The organism is Asticcacaulis sp. (assembly GCF_020217185.1).
Lineage (GTDB): Bacteria > Pseudomonadota > Alphaproteobacteria > Caulobacterales > Caulobacteraceae > Asticcacaulis.
Genome location: NZ_JAIWNX010000306.1, coordinates 1 through 15,605, shown reverse-complemented (window position 1 = coordinate 15,605; position 15,605 = coordinate 1). Strand labels below are relative to the sequence as shown.

The window sequence follows — 15,605 nt, the reverse complement described above, 5'->3', positions numbered from 1 at the left end:
ATGACTTTAGGTGGAAACGCCATTTCGCTCTAAATTTTTGTTTTGTCGCGATGTTTTTGCGGAAAACCGCTCACACTTTTCCGCACATCGCTTTAAACAGCAACTTGCCACACCCTACCCCCTCATTTTAGGGGGCGGTATCACATGTTTTGGGGATATGATGATTGAAAATGCGCATCTGTGCGTGTTTGACACAACTTTCAGGCGGTAGAGTTCCGGATGCCGCAGGCCTTTGATCCGGCTCCCGAAAAGGATGCGCGCATGGTATAGGGATGTGGTCTGTGAATTTAGCGCGCCGAGCCTGTCATGAGCACCCTGCCTACCCCCGCCGATAACCGTCCGGAACACTGGTTCACCCACTTCCCTTCTCCTGATGTGGCGGGCAACAAGTATGACCGCGGTCACGCCGTCGTGTTGGGTGGCCCGCTTCATTCGACCGGGGCGGCGCGACTGGCGGCGCGGGCGGCGTTGCGCGCCGGCGCCGGGCTGGTATCCGTGGCCTGCGACCCGTCGGCCCTGATCGTCTATGCGACGGCGTTTGAGGCCGTCATGACCAAACCCGTGCGCGATGTCGCCGAATTCGGCGGGCTTATCGGCGACCCGCGGGTTACCGCCGTATTGCTGGGGCCCGCCGCCGGGCTGAACGAGCGCACGCGCGACTGCGTTCTGGCGGCGCTCAGGTCGCAAAAGCCCTGCGTGCTTGATGCCGACGCCCTGACCGTGTTCAAGGACGACCCGAAGACCCTGTTTGCTGCCATTAGCGGCCCCTGCGTCCTCACCCCGCACGAAGGCGAATTTGCGCGCGTCTTTGGCCGCGCCGACGAACGGGCGCGCGCCGCCGCCGATGCGGCTGCCGCCTCCGGCGCTGTGGTCTTGTTGAAAGGCGCAGACACCGTGATCGCCCACCCTGACGGCAGGCTGGTGGTCAACCGCCATGCGCCACCGTGGCTGGCCACCGCCGGCTCAGGTGACGTTCTGGGCGGGCTGATTTGCGGTCTGATGGCCCAGAAGATGAGAGCCTTTGAGGCCGCCTGCGCTGGGGTGTGGCTGCATTCGGAGGCGGCGCGCCGCTTCGGGCCGGGCCTGATCGCCGAAGACCTGAGCGAACAGATCCCGGCGATCCTGCGTGATATAAAGCCCACACAGTAGAGCGGCATGAGTGCTGAGGGAATCATTCCGCTCAAGCCGCCATTGCGGCGGCGGCCAAGGTGGCGAAGCCACCGCCCGGCGAGGGGCTCTTAAATGGCGCAGGTGACGCCCGTGCCCTTAAGGCCGCAATAACCTTCCGGGTTCTTTTCCAAATAGCCCTGATGGTAGTCTTCGGCATAATAGAAGGGCTGCTCGTTGTCCGGGCCGAAAATCTCGCTGGTGATCGGCCCAAGGCCCTTGGCCGACAACGCCGCCTCAAACGCATCGCGCGACTTCAGCGCCGCCTCGTACTGCGCCTCGGTGGTGGTAAAGATGGCCGAACGGTACTGCGTGCCGACATCATTACCCTGACGCATCCCCTGCGTCGGGTCGTGACGCTCCCAGAAGAGCTTTAAAAGCGCCTCAAAGCTGACCCTGGCCGGATCATAAACGACCAGCACGCCTTCGGTGTGGCCCGTCTGACCGGTGCACACCTCACGATAGGTCGGGTTGGGCGTATAGCCACCGATATAGCCAGCCGCCGTCGTATAGACACCCGCCTGCTGCCAGAACAGGCGCTCGACGCCCCAGAAACAGCCCATGGCGAACACTACGGTTTCGGTGCCTTCAGGGAATGGGCCTTTCAGCGGCGTCCCCAGTACGGCGTGAGTCGTGTCGGTGGGCAGCGCCTCGGCACGGCCCGGCAGGGCGTCTTCACGGGAAATCAGGCGGGTTTTGCTACCGAACATGCGCGGCTCCTGAGTATGCAGGGGGATTTATCCCCAATAATAGACCTATGCCGGACATATAGGGTGTAAAAAAGATAGCGCCAGAGGCCAGTTAGGGGCTTGCGATTTATCGGTGGACGGTTATAACCGCCGCCTTCCCAAGACCTGCGGCACGGCCCGGTCTTGCCAGTGATGGACAGGTGGCCGAGTGGTTGAAGGCGCACGCCTGGAACGCGTGTATAGGGGCAACTCTATCGAGGGTTCGAATCCCTCTCTGTCCGCCATTTTCTTCGGCGTAAATAACTGAAAATTTAGCGATTTTTACACGCCCAACGAAGGGCAAGCCTAAAAACGAGCCTAAAACGTTTTGGCAGAAAAAATGGCCCCTGAGTCGCTTCGGAGGCCACCAACGCCGATCGGAATGCAGTCGACGACTAAAGGCTCTGGCCCTGCCCTGGGGGGCTGGAATTCAGGTAGTCCATCAGATCGTTCTTCAGGATAACCCGTCGTCCACCCAATTTGCGTGATTTGAGTTCACCAGACATCATACGGTCGTAGAGGAATGTTCGGCCGAGGCCCGTCGTCAGGATTGCTTCTGGAATGCTGTATGCAAGTTTTTCTGGTGTTACCACACTCGTGTTGCCGTCCAGAGTTTCTTAGGGTTGGTGCGCATCACTTCATACCTCCTCGCTTAAAGCCTTTGTCACTCTGGAGGAACGCCTCCAGCATGTAGGGAATGAGATCGACGACCGGCTCGGTGGCCCCGTAAGCGGCTGCGTACAAACGGAGCCCATCGCCCATTTGACCACAGGGTCGATGCGTGAGAGCCCATTGCGGGCATAGTAATCCTGCCAGACCGTGGGATAGGTGCTGATCAGTCCGAAGCCCTAGGCTGACGCGTCGAGATCCAGATCACGCAGGACCGAGAAGTTGACCCGATCAAAACCCAAACGGGCCATAGCATCGATGAACAAATCGAACAGATGGTCGACGGATCGGACCCGGCTCGCGTCATCGATAAATTGCTCAAAAGAATACTGACCGTTTGCAGAAAGCATGACCGTCTCCGTAGCCATTGGATGTCCAACGCAATTGTCCGGAGTGGCTTAATCGGTTTCCCACGCACGCGCCCTACCGGCGGTACTGGCCCAACAATACGCGCCTTAATTGAAAATGAGAAGCGCGCTCAAAAATAAACGCGGGGATTGCAGCGAGGGTGCGGCTTTCGCGCTAAAGGTTTGAGAGTCCTTACCAAATCAGTCAGCCTATAGGGACGCAGACCTTATGCCGCTCGCAGCCCCAGCCAGGTCCGGACACCCGGTAAATGTCTCAGGACCAGGAATTCAAGCGCGCCAACGACGATCAGACTGATCCCTAAAACCGGCAGGAAAATCCCTAAGGCCACGATCAGTATAAGGAGCCCCATACCCGCGGGCGTGCTCGCAGCGGGTTCAGGTGCGCCGAGCTTCCCAGCCGGACGGCGCTTCAGCCACATGATGATGCTACTGACACACAGGGTGATCAGAAACAGGGCGGTAAAGACGCCCAGGGCCTGGTTTAGCCAGCCGAAAAGATGCCCTTCATGCGCGGCAATCATATACCCAACGACCTGATCAATGGGGTGTTTCTGGACAAAGGTTTCGCGGCTAAGGACCTGACCGGACCGGGGATCAAGCTTCAGAGTCACCCTGAGCGGCCGGTTCTGCGTGTTGGATTGGGCGGTCCAGCCTTTGACCTTCTTCGACGGCGCATTTATTGTCACGGGTGCCGGCAGGTCCAGCGCCCGTACCGTGGCGTACATGCGGTCGAGTGACACCACAGGCGTGCCGTCGGTGTGACCTTTGTGACCGGCATGCTGACCTTGGCCCGTCTCATGATCAGCGTGCTCTGAAGCACCGGTCTCTGCGCGCTCCGTGTTGCGGTCAGCGGCGCGGCCCGAACTCCAGTCCTGTTTGACCGCTGCTGTGTGGGTGATGACGCGCACCTGTTTAAAGGCATCGCCCCAAACAGAGGTCCACGGAAGCCCTGACAATAACAGGAACAGGGCAAAAAATGAGACATAGATACCCGTCACAGCGTGAAGGTCACGCCAGAACAGGCGCTTGCCCATGCCTGTCCGTGGATAAAGCACGCCCGCCAGCCCTGAGGCCTGACGCGGCCACCACAGATAGAGCCCGGTGAGGATCATGACGATGGCCCAGCAGGCGGCCAGCTCCACGATGATCTCGCCGACCTTTCCGGACAGAAGCTCCCCGTGAATGTTTTTCACCTGCGCCATGAAGCGCTGTTCCTCAGGGACGGATTTGAGGATCGCGAGCGTTTGGGGGTGAACGTACAGCCTCAGCTTTTCGCCGTTCTCGGTAAGCACAACGCGCGTGGCATCCTGAGGGTTCTGGCGCACCTCAACGGATGACAGTTTGGCCCCCGGATGGGCCACACTGGCCGCCGACACCTGCTCGGTGATGGATTTCACCGGCCCGGGAAAGGACAGAGCATCGTATGGCCGGTCTATGGCGCTCTCGATCTGGGGCTTGAACAGATAGAGAGAGCCGGTGATCGACAATATGATGATGAACGGGATGCAGAACAGGCCCGCGTAGAAGTGCCAGCGCCAGACGGCCCGCACCATGGCCTGGCGGCGCCTGGCGCGGTTCAGAGACTCATCAACGGACCCGGACATGGACAGCCTCTACTGACGATACTTGAGTTCGATGAGGACGGTGCGCTGCGGCAGCGGGTGCGAGACGTAGGCCTGATAGTTGGCGACATTGTCAATGCCGACACTGACCTGCGTCCGAGGCGTCACCGCGTAGTTCACCTTCAGATCGTAAGTGTTGTATTCGCTCTGGAAGCCAAAGGCGCGGCCGCGCGACAGCCCGAACAGGTCAGAGTTCGGCCGTGAGGCATAGCGCCATCCCATCGTGCCTTTCAGCTTCTCGGTGAAGGCATAGGTCAGGCTGCCGTTCGAGCGCCAGCGCGGGATGCGCGGGAACTGCACGCCCTCGGCTGCCCGGTTGGCCGGGTTTTCAACCGTCTTGGCGTCCATCCATGACACGCTGCCGTTCAGGTCGAGGCCCGTGATGACGAAGTCTTTGGCCTCATAGATGGCTTCCACACCGTACTGCTTCATGCGCGCGATGTTCTTATAATTGGAGACCGTGTTGCCGAACTGATTGATGCCCTGAAAGGAGAAGATGGCGTCATCAATGTCCTGACCGAAGGCCGACAGGGTCAGGTTCGAGCGCGCGAACTTTCGGCGCGCAATCAGGCTTATGTCCTTCGATTTTTCGGCTTTGAGATTGGGGTCGAAGCTATCAGGCAGAATAATCTGGGCGACCGGATCAAACGTGCCCTGATAGAGCTCGCCCACGGTTGGGAAGCGCGTGGCGGTGCCAAGGCTCAATTGCAGGCTCAGCGTATCCGAGACTCGGGTTTGCAGCGACAGTTTCGGATCTACCGAGGTCTGGCTGCGCGTGTCGTAGCGGGTGATGACCTTCTGGTTGGCGCTATTCAGACCGCCGAGACCGCCATCAAAGGCGCGCCAGCGGTCGGCTCTGACGCCCAGCGTCAATTCGGTGCGGTCGCTCAGGCTGATTTCATCTTCGACAAAGACGCCGAACCCGGAGGTCTTGCCAAAGGTGCCGGAATTATAGGTGGCATTGGCGGCGGTGCGCCAGTTTGTGACTGCGTAGATGGTCTGACCGGCCTTATAGAGGTTCTGGTTGACACCGAAGGTGATGTCGTGGGCGCCAAAGGCCTGACGCATGGAGGCATCAAAGGCCCACCAGCCCGGTGTGTCCTGAAGCGTCTGCCGACCCACGCCCGACGACAACCCGGTCTGGAAATCATTCGAGGCCCGGCCGTCGCTTTCGGCGATCCAGAAGCGCGACAGGTTGGCCCGCACGTCCCATCCGCCCCAAGGCCCGCTGACACGGCCACCGGCCAGGTACTCGGTGCGCTCAGAGGTCGAATGGGTGATGCCGGTGGCGTTATAGTACACCCCGTTGAACTTCACGCGGCCCTGATAGACAGGCAGTCCGGTAGAGGTTGCCGTCAACCAGGTGCGCGCGTCGGTCAGGTCCTGAGAGGATTTCCACCAGACGAGCAGAGCATCGGCCTTCCAGCCCGCCCCCAGATCATAGCTGGCGCGCAGCCGCGCCTGATCCTGCACGACATCGACGGGGGACTGCGCCCCAAACACCGGCGTGGCCAGACGCGGATCGACATAGGCACCCGTGACGTCGGTATAGGTCGCCTGCACGGAGGCCGAGGTCGGTTGCGTGGCAACGCGCGAGAGCAGGTTATAGGTCATCGACTGACCGGTATTTTCGAAATGGCGATAGGAGGCGCGAAGGCCCAGACGGCTGCCCTGCGGCTTCCACGTCAGCCCGCCTTCGAAGCTGTAGCCCTCAAACGTCTCATCAAAACCGCACTCTTTGAACGGCATGATCATCTTCTGGACGGTGGCATACCCGCCATTGGCTTTGGGCTCATCGGTTGTGATCGAGACCACGCCCCCCATCGAATTGCCGTTATAGCGCGCCGAATAGGGTCCGTAGACGATATCGAACTGCCGGATTTCCGACGGGCCGACGACGTTCCATTTCGGCGGGAAATCGAACCGATTGCCGAGGAAGTTGGAGACGAGGAAGCCATCAACGAGAACGATGGTGCGCGCGCTCTGCACCGTGTTGGCGCCACGCATAGCCACCACCGCATTGTCATCACCGGCAAAGCGCTTGCGGACAAAAAAATTGGGTGTGTACTTCATCAGGTCTTCGACGTTGAGCGCGTTGACCTTTTCGAACTCTTCCCGGCCCAAAGAGACGGAAAGGCCTCTGGGCTTGACGGTGATCGGCGTGTTTTTCTGTCCGACAACGATGATGTTCTCAACCTTGTCTTCGGCGGGCGCTTCGGGTGTTTCGGCCGCGTGAACGCTCAAAGGGAGCACAGATGCGCCCGCCAGAAGCGTGGCCAGAAGTGCATTTTTTTTAGAGATGAACATACCCATAGTCCCCAGGTCGGATGCGACCAGACGTCGCTCACAGTTGGGAGGGCGTGTAACGGAGTTCCTGGCCCCAGACAGTTGGACAAAATGTCCTACACCTAAGGTTACTTTACAGGCTGTTTCGCCAGTTTGCGCGTCAGGGTGCGCCGGTGCATCCCAAGGCGGCGGGCGGTGGCGGAGATGTTGTAATCAGTTTCGACCAGCATCTCGTGGATGCGTTCCCATTCGAGGTTCTTGATCGAGGTCGGGCGTGGGGTCAGGGCCACGTCTGTACTGGGTTCATCGTGCTCGAATGCCGCAATAATCTCATCGGCATTGGCGGGTTTGGCCAGATAATGCGTGGCCCCCAGCTTGATGGCCTGCACCGCCGTATTGATGCTGGCATAGCCGGTGAGGACGACAATACGCATCTCCGGGTCGAGGGCATGCAGGCCTTTGACGCACTCCAGGCCCGACGCTCCGGGCATTTTGAGATCGACCAGTGCGAAGGCGGGTTTCAGGGTCTCCGCCAGCGCAACCCCGTCTTCCGCCGTGTGAGCGATATGGGTCTTAAAGCCGCGTCGGGCCAATGACCGGGCCAGAGACGCGGCCAGATCCTTGTCGTCATCAACAATCAGGGTCGTCAGATTGGTCACTGGTCACGCACTTCTTGCAAGAGGATGGCCCCCAGAGGCAGCTTCAGTTCGACACGCGCACCCGGACCCTTCCGCCCCGCACTCGCCCGGTTCGAGGCGATGAGTTGTCCGCCCAGCGAACGGAGTGTGTTATGCCCAAGAAAGAGGCCCAGTCCCCGACCACTCCGGCCGGCCTCGTCCTTTGTTGAAAGATAGGGTTCACCGATCCGCGACAAGATATCCGGATGGAAGCCCGGCCCTTCGTCGTCAACGGCCAGGATCAGCATGTCAGCTTCTACTCTGGCCATAAATACTACCGTCTTGTCTCGGCCAGCGGCTTCAACGGCATTATCCAGAAGGTGCGTCAGGGTCTGAGACATAACGCGGTCAGCGGCCACGCTGACATCAGGCACATCAAGGTAGGCATCCAGAATGACGTCCGGGTTTTGATTTTGCCAGTCGCCCAGCGTCTGCTCCAGAAAGCCTCTGAGTGAAGTGGCCATAGCCCCCTCACCTCTGGCTGAACCCGAAGCTGACAAAATGCCGGTGATGATGGCTTTACACCGCTCAAGCTGTGCCTGCATCGTGTGGATGTCCGCCAGTTGCTCGGCGCGCTTACGTGGCACTGACAGGTCGTGCCAGTCCTTGAGGATTACCGACAGGGTCGTCAGAGGCGTGCCCAGTTCGTGCGCGGCGCCCGCGCTCAACAGCCCCATCCGCACGATTTGCGCGTTTTCCGCAGACTGCTGCTGAAGCTGCGCCAGTTCCTGATCGCGAGCCCGAAGATTGGCCGTAATCCGCGACACAAAAAACACCACCAGACAGGCAGCCATGGCATAGGCAATCATCATCCCGTGCACGTGCATGTCAAAGCCAGCAGAGGTGCCGCCGTGGTGTTCATGCGCTGCCGGATAGGATTGCCGGAAGAAGCTCAGGCCTGCGTAAAATACCAGCGTACTGGCCGCGATACTCCAGGCGTAGAGCGGTCTTAACAGCACCGAACCGATGATGACCGGAAGCAGGTACAGAAGGATGAATGGGTTGGAGGTGCCGCCACTCAGATAAAGCTGCGCGGTAAAGGCCACCACATCGACCATAAGCCCGGCAAACAGCTCAAAATCGCTGATACGCGCTTTGGATTTGTATCGATAAAGAGCCCAGAGGTTGAAAGCCACGAGCGCGGCGGTGACCCAGAGCATCTCCCCGATGCGGATGACCAGGTTGAAGCCGTAATAGACGGTCAGGATCGTCGCCAACTGGCCATAGAAGGCCATGCCGCGCAGATGGATCAACTGCAGCAGGTTTTTGCGCAGCGTTTCCTGTTCAATGTCTTGAGAGTGATGGGCCATGATGCGGGCTGAAAGAAGGAAACCTTGCTGATATCGGGAGAGAGCGGGGTGTCCACTGGACAGATTGTCCCACACGCCGATCTTAGTGACTATGTGAGTGGGCGCTCACCTGCCCGGTTACCGGGATGTCGAGTTCCACCCTCCCCTCACGCTCAAACGTCAGGATCACCTTTTGTCGCTCTCCTTCGACCAGAGGACGGTTCGTCCCGGTGAGCATGATGTGCGCGCCCATGGGCGCGAGCACCAGACCGGCCTGGGCAGGGACGCTGAAACCCTCCGGAGCGGGTGCCATTCCCATCAGTCCGTCCTTCATCGACATAATGTGCAGGGAGGCCGTCTCGGCGCAGGCGCATTGCGCGCTCAGGAGGCGGTCCGGGGCCTTTCCCGTATTATCCACCGTGAGATAGATCGCGCTCACCGGAACCGTGCCGCGCGTGGCGCGCATGGCGTAATGGCTGATACGCAAGGCCCCGGCTTCAACAACCGGTGGCGCCGCCTCGCTCAGGACCGGGGCTTCAAAGCGATGTACGGGGGCGCTCAAGGTTGTCAGGCAGGCGGTGACAACGAGAACCGCGCCAAACAGCCCCACCTCGCCTTTAACCACCCGGCGTAGCAAAGTACCCGCGGCTTCACTTTCCTTGAGGCGCGGAACCAGCCGCCAGCGATTGAAGGCGGCAAGGCCTAGCAGCCCCGCAACCAGAGCGACCTTAAGCGCCAGCCATCCGACATAAGGCTGCGACAGGTCGATTTCGGTTCCCAACAGAATGACGGCCATGAAGGGACCCGCCATAACAAGCGCCAGAACGGCGCCAAAGGCCTGTTGGCTGAACCTGCGCGCGACCTCGCCTAACTCAGTCGGGCTTTCAAGCGACAACAGGCGCCCGAGTCCTGCAGTTCAAGGCTCGCACCCGTGCTGCCAATGCCCGTGTAACGCTGACCACAGGCAAGCGGCGCACCGTTCACAGCGGCGGCAAAGCGGATTTCAACCGGCTGGGATTTTGGCGCCGCCAGCGCCGGTGCTGCACCAAGTGCCGCTACGCTCAGAGAGACGGCTAAGCTTCTGATGTGTCTCATGAATTACATTCCACTTCTGGACAATTGATCGACATAACCGCCCCTAATAAGCCAGACGCAAGGTCACAGAGGCCGTGCGCGGTGAGCCGGGCTGTACCCAGTCCTGCACAAACTGATGCGATCCGGTGTAATAGCGCTCATCGAAGAGGTTATTGACGTTGAGCTGGATAAGCGCGGGCTTGCCACTGACCTCGAAGGCCCGCGATACCATGGCATCGACCCGCGTATAGGCCGGCATGACAAAGGTGTTGCCAATGTCGCCATAACGGTCACCCTGATAAAAGAGGCCTGCCCCAACACGCCATTTCTCCGAGACACTGTAGGTGGCCCAGAGGCTGGCGGCGTGCTCGGGCGCATTGGCCAGCGCCTTGCCTTGATAGTTGGCGTCCTGCGTGACCTCAGTATCGGTGTAGGCGTAGGAGGCAATCAGCGACAGGGCGGGCGTCACTTCACCAATGACATCGACTTCCAGCCCGCGGGAGCGCGCTTCACCGGTCGTCAGGATCTCACCTGTCACATAGTAGAGCGTGAAGTCTGCCCGGTTTTTCTTGATCAGTTCGTAGAGGGCAACGGTGGCTGACAGCTTTCCATCCGGGGCCTGATATTTGTAACCGATCTCGGTCTGTTTCGCGGTTTCAGGATCAACGGCCTTGCCCAGCATGTCACGCCCATTATTGGCGGCGAGAGACGACTGGGCTTGCGCATAAAGGGTTTGATTGGGCGAAAGCGACCAGACAAGGCCAGCCCTCGGCGAGGTGTATTCAACGGTATTGGTCGTCACACCGGGGAGAATATACCCCGCTTCTGCCTTATCGTGGCGCACCGCCAGAACCAGATTCAGCCCGTTGCCGAAATCGATCTGATCCTGAACACTGAGCCCTTGCCAGTTGTTGTAATCCACATAGTCCAGAGCATCGAGAACGACCGTGTCGCCGAGCTTCGGCGTATTGGTGAAGACGGGATGATAGATATCCACGCCGCCGATGGCGGAGAAGAGCGTAATGCCTTTCTTTTTCGCACGATAGGCGTCGGCACTGATCAGCAGATTGTGGGTGATATCGCCCGCGGTGATCTTGCCGGTCAGGTCGAGCGCATACTGCCCCATCGAATTCGAGCCGTCGGGACGCGCATAGTAATAGTATCGGCAGAGAGGATTCCCGTCCCCATCGCAGGCACCCGACATGGCCATATCCATACGATAGGCCGTGATATCGACCTCACGCATGTCGGCATCAAAGCTGATGGCCTTGGCCTTCAGGCTCCAGTTATCCGAGAGTCGATGTGCGACTTCGAGGCGCAGAACACGGCTTTCAATGTGAGAGAGCTCCGGCGCGTTGTTGAACTGCGTGTGCAAAGGCAGATTGGCAACGGTATTGCCGATCGCCGGGATACCGTAGTCATTGCGGTAGCGGTGATCGAGATAATCCGCCGAAGCAGACACCGTCGTGTTGGGCGAAGCCTGCCATTGAACTTTCAACCCGACCGAGGCCAGCTTTTCCTCGACGAAGTCACGCACCGAGTCGGTTGTGTAATAGCTGGCGGAACCGCCCACCAAAAGCGTCTTGTCGTCATTGACGGCCCCGCCCCCATTCAGGGAGGTTGAGGATAGGCCATATTCACCCAGGGTCTGCACGAATTCGAGACCCGGCGTGGCGCGCAGAGGCTTGGTGACAACGTTCACAACCCCACCGGGCTCGCCGCGGCCAAACAGGACCGAGTTCGGGCCCTTCAGGACTTCGACGGCCTGAACGTCGGTCATGTTAACCGGCAGGCCTGAGACCCGTGTGCCGTCGAGGTAATAGTTCGAGGCCCCCAGCATCGAGCCAAACGCTGTCATGGAGGTTGAGGGGAAACCCCGCAAAACCAGCAAAGGCTGTGTCAAACCATTGAAGCCGAAATCCGTTGTGACGCCCGACACATTGCGCGTGGCATCGGAAAGGGTGAATACCTGCTGGTCCTGAAGAACCTCAACGGGCACAACCTGAATAGCCTGAGGTGTAAGGAGGTTCGGGATCGCTGTCCGGTTGGCTTCGGTTGTACGGGCCGGCAACAGCTTGCGGCCTGTCACCACCACCTCGGTTGTTGCCTCGCCCGCCTCGGCCGCCTGAGAGACAACAGGGGTCGTCAGAGCGGTCATGGCCGCGGTCATCAAGAGATAGGTTTTCATTGCGTTTCCCGGCATCGGCGAAAGATATGCTCACGCTCGTAGCCGTTGGTGCGTCCCAAAGAACTTGGACATTTTGTCCCGCTTCATGACCTGCGCTTTTGAGTAGCGAGACATTCCTTCTCTCGCCCGTCACTTAGACGGTGCCCGCAGACAAAGACTAAGCGGCGCCATGGACAAAGTGTCCAATCACGGTCCTGCGTCCTGACGTGTAGACATTTCGCTCACGCGGCGACCTGACCCTTATCGAATTTCTATCTCCGATCCGACATCTGTTGTCGTCCGTCACCGCTCTTGAAAGGATCAATCATGAAGTCCATGGCTTTCGCTACCGCTCTCGCCCTGCTGGCGACGACCACCGTGCCAACAGGTGTACGCGCGCAATCCATCTCCGCGACCTCCGCTGAGGCGGCCTTTACCCTGCCCGCCCTGCCCTATGCGGCAAATGCGCTGGAACCGGCCATTGATGCCGAAACCATGACCATCCATCACGATCGTCATCACAAGGCCTATGTCGATACGCTCAACAAAGCCATAAACGAGACCCCCGCGCTTAAGGGGAAATCGCTGGCAGAGCTTCTGGCTGGCGCTGGTAGCCTCCCGATGGTGGTGCGCAATAATGCGGGCGGACACTGGAACCACAGCTTCTTCTGGCAAACCCTGACCCCTGCCGCGCAGTCCGGCCAACCGTCTGCGGCACTGGCGACGGCGATTGCGGATCAATGGGGTTCACTCGACGCCTTCAAAGCGGATTTCAAGAAAGCCGGAACCGGCCGTTTCGGATCGGGATGGGCCTGGCTGATTGTCGGGAAGGACGGCAAACTGGCCATCACCTCCACACCCAATCAGGACAATCCGCTGATGGACGTCGCCGAGGTTAAGGGCACGCCAATCCTGGGTAACGATCTTTGGGAGCACGCCTATTATCTAAAGTATCAAAACAAGCGCGCCGACTATCTCGACGCCTTCTGGCAGATCGTCAACTGGAAGGCCGTATCTGACCGTTATGCCGATGCCATAAAGAAGTGAGCCAGTGCCCGGCTACCACGGCCGGGCATTTCCCTACAAAGGATTTGGGAGGCGGTTACTCTTCCGATCGCTCCAAGTGACCTCTATAGCCAGCGGAAAACCCGGAAAATCTATCCTGCATCGTTTCGAAGAATTCAGGGAGGCGACCTTCCACGGCTCTCAACTCAGCCCCAGCGATGGTGAGCCAGGCGAGTTGCAAGCCGGAAGGCCCATTGAGCAAACGCCGTTCCGGGATGAGTGCTTTAGATTGGTGGCTTAAGATATTCGAATGATATCGCGTCAACTGCTCTCTGCTCCAAATCCAGAACTTCCATTCTTGCCCCCTGAAAAGATCGGTTTATTGCGCAATTACCATAAATTGGCCCGCTTGGTCAGCATTGCGTCCTTCTTAAGGTACGGCAATAGTTCAATGACAGGCTAGGTAGGCTACGCCCGGCAGTACATCGCGGTGCGGCGTGTCCAACTTGATAACGCGACTCTTTCCTGCTTGCCATTCGGCTTAATTTTGTTAAAGTCACTTAAATATTATTAAAGGCACCATGTCGCAAATCCGCCTTCCTCCCTGGGTCAGCAACGTCACCGCCGAAGACCTGGCGTTTGTCCGATGCTTTGTCCTGGCATCGGGGTCCTTGAAAGCCGTGGCGGCTGAATACGGGGTTTCTTACCCCACTATCCGCATCCGCCTTGATCAGGTGATTGAGCGACTGCGGACGGCTGAAAGCGAGAAGATAGATCCCCTGCGTGCGCGGCTGAAAGATCTGGTGGCGGGGGGCGAACTAGACGCGCGCCTGGCGCGCGAACTGCTGGACCTGCATCGCAGACAGCTGGAAACGGAGGGGAAGGACGGATGACACACCAATGGTTTTCACCGGAGGACGCGATCTGGTTTGCCAGCGCTGGCGTGCTGAGCCTGACGGCCCTAGCTGCCCCCATCATCGCCAGAGGACGACATAAGCGGCTGATCGTTGGCACTTGGGGCGTTACCATCGTTGCTGGCATGATACTGCTCGTAGCCGGCGTGATCGCTGTGCTTGAGGGCCAACCAAGCCATGTTGTCGTACCGCTCATGGCCAGCGGAGTGGTCATGGCGGTCGGCTACGGCATTTCCCTACTTTTTGTACTGCGCGCCTACCGCACGGCCGAACACCGTAAAGTCGCCGCGCGCGAACTCTGATCCCCAAAGTCCAAACTATCATACAGGAGGCACCTCATGGCTAAAGACATGGGAAGCGTCGGTGCACGTCTGATGGCCCTCGTCCAGATCACGGCAGCAATTGCGGCACTCTTTGTCACTTCCGGGCTTATCGGCGGACTCATCACGCCAAACTTGCCAGAAAACCTGCGTACCCCGATCCTGGGCCTCGCCCTGTGGGGCGGGGTTTTGGCAGGCGCATTGATGCTGATGGCGGCGAAGACGAGCTATGGTTTGATTGGATTCAGCCTGCCCCCCAATTGGAGCAAATGCCTGCTGTGGGTCGCTATCGCCGTCATCGCGTGCCTGGTCGGTGCGATCGCGATCGGGGAGTGTATCCACCGCCTCACAGACTGGCCGCCGCTGGACGTCAGCTACATCCGCACCTCGATCAAGGGTGATGTGATTGCCTATGCCATCTGGATTGTGCTGGTGGTGTGGGGCAGCGCCGCCTTTGGTGAAGAACTCCTCGCCCGCGGCTTCATTCTGAACCGAATGGAGGCCGTATTCGGACGGAGTCCTGTAGGAATTGCGCTGGCCGTTCTGGGGCAGGCTGCAATCTTCGGGGCGCTGCATGCCATACAAGGCACGACCGGTGTCGTTATCACCGCCTATATTGGGATCGTCTTGGCTGGGACCTATTATCTGTCAGGCCGAAACCTGTGGGCGCCGATCCTCGCGCACGGTCTCATGGACACCGTGTCACTCACCACTATGTATCTGGGCGCGCCCCTGCCCGGCTATCTCAGCTAAGATGAGGCGCGCGGTCTCTGACTCTCGTCAGTATCGAGGCTGTCGAAAAGTTCAAATACTGGCGCGAACACCAAACGGATGTTACGCTGAACCTGCGCGTATCGGGACGCGCCCCGTCCGCGGGCAGGACCGAGTCCATCCGAACCTATATACTCACTTTCCGGTTCTCACGAACCTCCTTAGCCCGATTATAGCGGACACCGGGTATTGAAGGAGGCTGTGCTGTGCCCGAATATCTACTCTCTACGCATCCTGATATTGATCAGTTGCGCCAGCAATCCAAGGAACTGCTGAGGTCCTTTCGTGCCGGAGAGCCGGACGCTGTTGCAATCTTTGCTAGTCATCTGCCAGATGCTGATCCAGGGGCCGTCAAACTTTCCGATGCTCAGCATGTGCTGGCCCGTACCTTTCTGGCGCAGAACTGGACGCGGGTGGTTCAGGCCTGCCAGCTTACAAGAGCGATCCGGGACGACGATTTAGGCCGTAAACTCATAAATTGGGTTTTCAAGCTGGCTTATGCGTGATTCAAGGCTTCCACTGATTTGGAGGCCTTTTTCATGACCCGT

The 15,605-nt window shown here is 59.1% G+C and carries 16 protein-coding genes, 1 tRNA gene and 1 pseudogene; 7 read left to right on the top strand and 11 right to left on the bottom strand.

The features are described from left to right. Nucleotides 1-306: 306 nt before the first annotated feature. The gene (locus LDL37_RS15845; RefSeq protein ID WP_290799803.1) at nucleotides 307-1,149 is read left to right on the top strand and encodes an NAD(P)H-hydrate dehydratase; all 843 of its coding nucleotides are present in this window, start codon (nucleotides 307-309) and stop codon (nucleotides 1,147-1,149) included. Between the two features lie 89 nt (nucleotides 1,150-1,238). Here LDL37_RS15845 and msrA read toward each other — a convergent pair whose 3' ends face one another. Next, the gene (gene msrA / locus LDL37_RS15840; protein WP_290799802.1) at nucleotides 1,239-1,877 is read right to left on the bottom strand and encodes a peptide-methionine (S)-S-oxide reductase MsrA; all 639 of its coding nucleotides are present in this window, start codon (nucleotides 1,875-1,877) and stop codon (nucleotides 1,239-1,241) included. A 173-nt stretch (nucleotides 1,878-2,050) separates the two neighbouring features. Between msrA and LDL37_RS15835 the strand changes: the two genes are divergently transcribed. Next, nucleotides 2,051-2,140: transfer RNA gene (locus tag LDL37_RS15835), tRNA-Ser, on the top strand. 150 nt (nucleotides 2,141-2,290) lie between these two features. Here the strand turns inward: LDL37_RS15835 and LDL37_RS15830 are convergent. The 10 genes and pseudogenes from LDL37_RS15830 to LDL37_RS15790 form a co-directional block, all read right to left on the bottom strand. After that, nucleotides 2,291-2,488, bottom strand: coding sequence for a helix-turn-helix domain-containing protein (locus LDL37_RS15830; RefSeq protein WP_290799800.1), 198 nt, complete (start codon nucleotides 2,486-2,488; stop codon nucleotides 2,291-2,293). 40 nt (nucleotides 2,489-2,528) lie between these two features. Further along, complete coding sequence (locus LDL37_RS15825) at nucleotides 2,529-2,657, bottom strand: DUF2274 domain-containing protein (RefSeq protein ID WP_290799798.1); 129 nt, start codon at nucleotides 2,655-2,657, stop codon at nucleotides 2,529-2,531. Further along, nucleotides 2,654-2,731, bottom strand: a pseudogene (locus tag LDL37_RS16475) (autoinducer binding domain-containing protein); the annotation flags it as partial. The gene LDL37_RS15825 and the pseudogene LDL37_RS16475, both read right to left, overlap by 4 nt. A gap of 12 nt (nucleotides 2,732-2,743) precedes the next feature. Further along, nucleotides 2,744-2,914, bottom strand: coding sequence for a hypothetical protein (locus tag LDL37_RS15820; RefSeq protein WP_290799797.1), 171 nt, complete (start codon nucleotides 2,912-2,914; stop codon nucleotides 2,744-2,746). A gap of 224 nt (nucleotides 2,915-3,138) precedes the next feature. Beyond that, nucleotides 3,139-4,536 carry a PepSY domain-containing protein gene (locus tag LDL37_RS15815; RefSeq protein WP_290799795.1) on the bottom strand — a complete coding sequence of 466 codons (1,398 nt, stop codon included), beginning with the start codon at nucleotides 4,534-4,536 and terminating at the stop codon, nucleotides 3,139-3,141. 9 nt (nucleotides 4,537-4,545) lie between these two features. Next, nucleotides 4,546-6,861, bottom strand: coding sequence for a TonB-dependent receptor (locus LDL37_RS15810; protein ID WP_290799794.1), 2,316 nt, complete (start codon nucleotides 6,859-6,861; stop codon nucleotides 4,546-4,548). A 107-nt stretch (nucleotides 6,862-6,968) separates the two neighbouring features. Then, a complete protein-coding gene (locus LDL37_RS15805; RefSeq protein ID WP_290799792.1) occupies nucleotides 6,969-7,499 on the bottom strand; it encodes a response regulator transcription factor in 531 nt (176 codons plus the stop codon). Beyond that, entirely contained in the window at nucleotides 7,496-8,902 is a 1,407-nt protein-coding gene (locus tag LDL37_RS15800) for an ATP-binding protein (protein WP_290799790.1), read from the bottom strand. The genes LDL37_RS15805 and LDL37_RS15800 overlap by 4 nt, the downstream gene beginning before the upstream one ends. A 7-nt stretch (nucleotides 8,903-8,909) precedes the next feature. Further along, the gene (locus tag LDL37_RS15795) at nucleotides 8,910-9,701 is read right to left on the bottom strand and encodes a copper chaperone PCu(A)C (RefSeq protein ID WP_290799788.1); all 792 of its coding nucleotides are present in this window, start codon (nucleotides 9,699-9,701) and stop codon (nucleotides 8,910-8,912) included. Nucleotides 9,702-9,944: 243 nt separating this feature from the next. Further along, on the bottom strand, nucleotides 9,945-12,068 hold the full coding sequence (locus LDL37_RS15790; protein ID WP_290799786.1) for a TonB-dependent siderophore receptor: 2,124 nt from the start codon (nucleotides 12,066-12,068) through the stop codon (nucleotides 9,945-9,947). Nucleotides 12,069-12,374: 306 nt separating this feature from the next. On the opposite strand from LDL37_RS15790, the gene LDL37_RS15785 reads away from it, so the two are divergent. The 5 genes from LDL37_RS15785 to LDL37_RS15765 all read left to right on the top strand — a co-directional run bounded on the left by LDL37_RS15785 (nucleotide 12,375) and on the right by LDL37_RS15765 (nucleotide 15,563). Further along, nucleotides 12,375-13,094: a superoxide dismutase gene (locus LDL37_RS15785; protein WP_290799784.1), complete on the top strand. Its 720-nt coding sequence runs from the start codon at nucleotides 12,375-12,377 to the stop codon at nucleotides 13,092-13,094. Between the two features lie 539 nt (nucleotides 13,095-13,633). Beyond that, nucleotides 13,634-13,945 carry a DUF2089 family protein gene (locus tag LDL37_RS15780; RefSeq protein WP_290799782.1) on the top strand — a complete coding sequence of 104 codons (312 nt, stop codon included), beginning with the start codon at nucleotides 13,634-13,636 and terminating at the stop codon, nucleotides 13,943-13,945. Continuing rightward, a complete protein-coding gene (locus LDL37_RS15775; RefSeq protein ID WP_290799780.1) occupies nucleotides 13,942-14,268 on the top strand; it encodes a hypothetical protein in 327 nt (108 codons plus the stop codon). The genes LDL37_RS15780 and LDL37_RS15775 overlap by 4 nt, the downstream gene beginning before the upstream one ends. A gap of 36 nt (nucleotides 14,269-14,304) precedes the next feature. Further along, entirely contained in the window at nucleotides 14,305-15,039 is a 735-nt protein-coding gene (locus LDL37_RS15770; protein ID WP_290799779.1) for a CPBP family intramembrane glutamic endopeptidase, read from the top strand. Nucleotides 15,040-15,263: 224 nt separating this feature from the next. Next, a complete protein-coding gene (locus LDL37_RS15765) occupies nucleotides 15,264-15,563 on the top strand; it encodes a hypothetical protein (protein WP_290799778.1) in 300 nt (99 codons plus the stop codon). Nucleotides 15,564-15,605: the final 42 nt, after the last annotated feature.

Bases quoted from the DNA above. Each gene is read 5' to 3' on its own strand.
- LDL37_RS15820 (WP_290799797.1), bottom strand. From the start codon at position 2,914: ATGCTTTCTGCAAACGGTCAGTATTCTTTTGAGCAATTTATCGATGAC.
- LDL37_RS15845 (WP_290799803.1), top strand. From the start codon at position 307: ATGAGCACCCTGCCTACCCCCGCCGATAACCGTCCGGAACACTGGTTC.
- LDL37_RS15825 (WP_290799798.1), bottom strand. From the start codon at position 2,657: ATGGGCGATGGGCTCCGTTTGTACGCAGCCGCTTACGGGGCCACCGAG.
- LDL37_RS15785 (WP_290799784.1), top strand. From the start codon at position 12,375: ATGAAGTCCATGGCTTTCGCTACCGCTCTCGCCCTGCTGGCGACGACC.
- LDL37_RS15810 (WP_290799794.1), bottom strand. From the start codon at position 6,861: ATGTTCATCTCTAAAAAAAATGCACTTCTGGCCACGCTTCTGGCGGGC.
- msrA (WP_290799802.1), bottom strand. From the start codon at position 1,877: ATGTTCGGTAGCAAAACCCGCCTGATTTCCCGTGAAGACGCCCTGCCG.
- LDL37_RS15815 (WP_290799795.1), bottom strand. From the start codon at position 4,536: ATGTCCGGGTCCGTTGATGAGTCTCTGAACCGCGCCAGGCGCCGCCAG.
- LDL37_RS15770 (WP_290799779.1), top strand. From the start codon at position 14,305: ATGGCTAAAGACATGGGAAGCGTCGGTGCACGTCTGATGGCCCTCGTC.
- LDL37_RS15790 (WP_290799786.1), bottom strand. From the start codon at position 12,068: ATGAAAACCTATCTCTTGATGACCGCGGCCATGACCGCTCTGACGACC.
- LDL37_RS15780 (WP_290799782.1), top strand. From the start codon at position 13,634: ATGTCGCAAATCCGCCTTCCTCCCTGGGTCAGCAACGTCACCGCCGAA.
- LDL37_RS15775 (WP_290799780.1), top strand. From the start codon at position 13,942: ATGACACACCAATGGTTTTCACCGGAGGACGCGATCTGGTTTGCCAGC.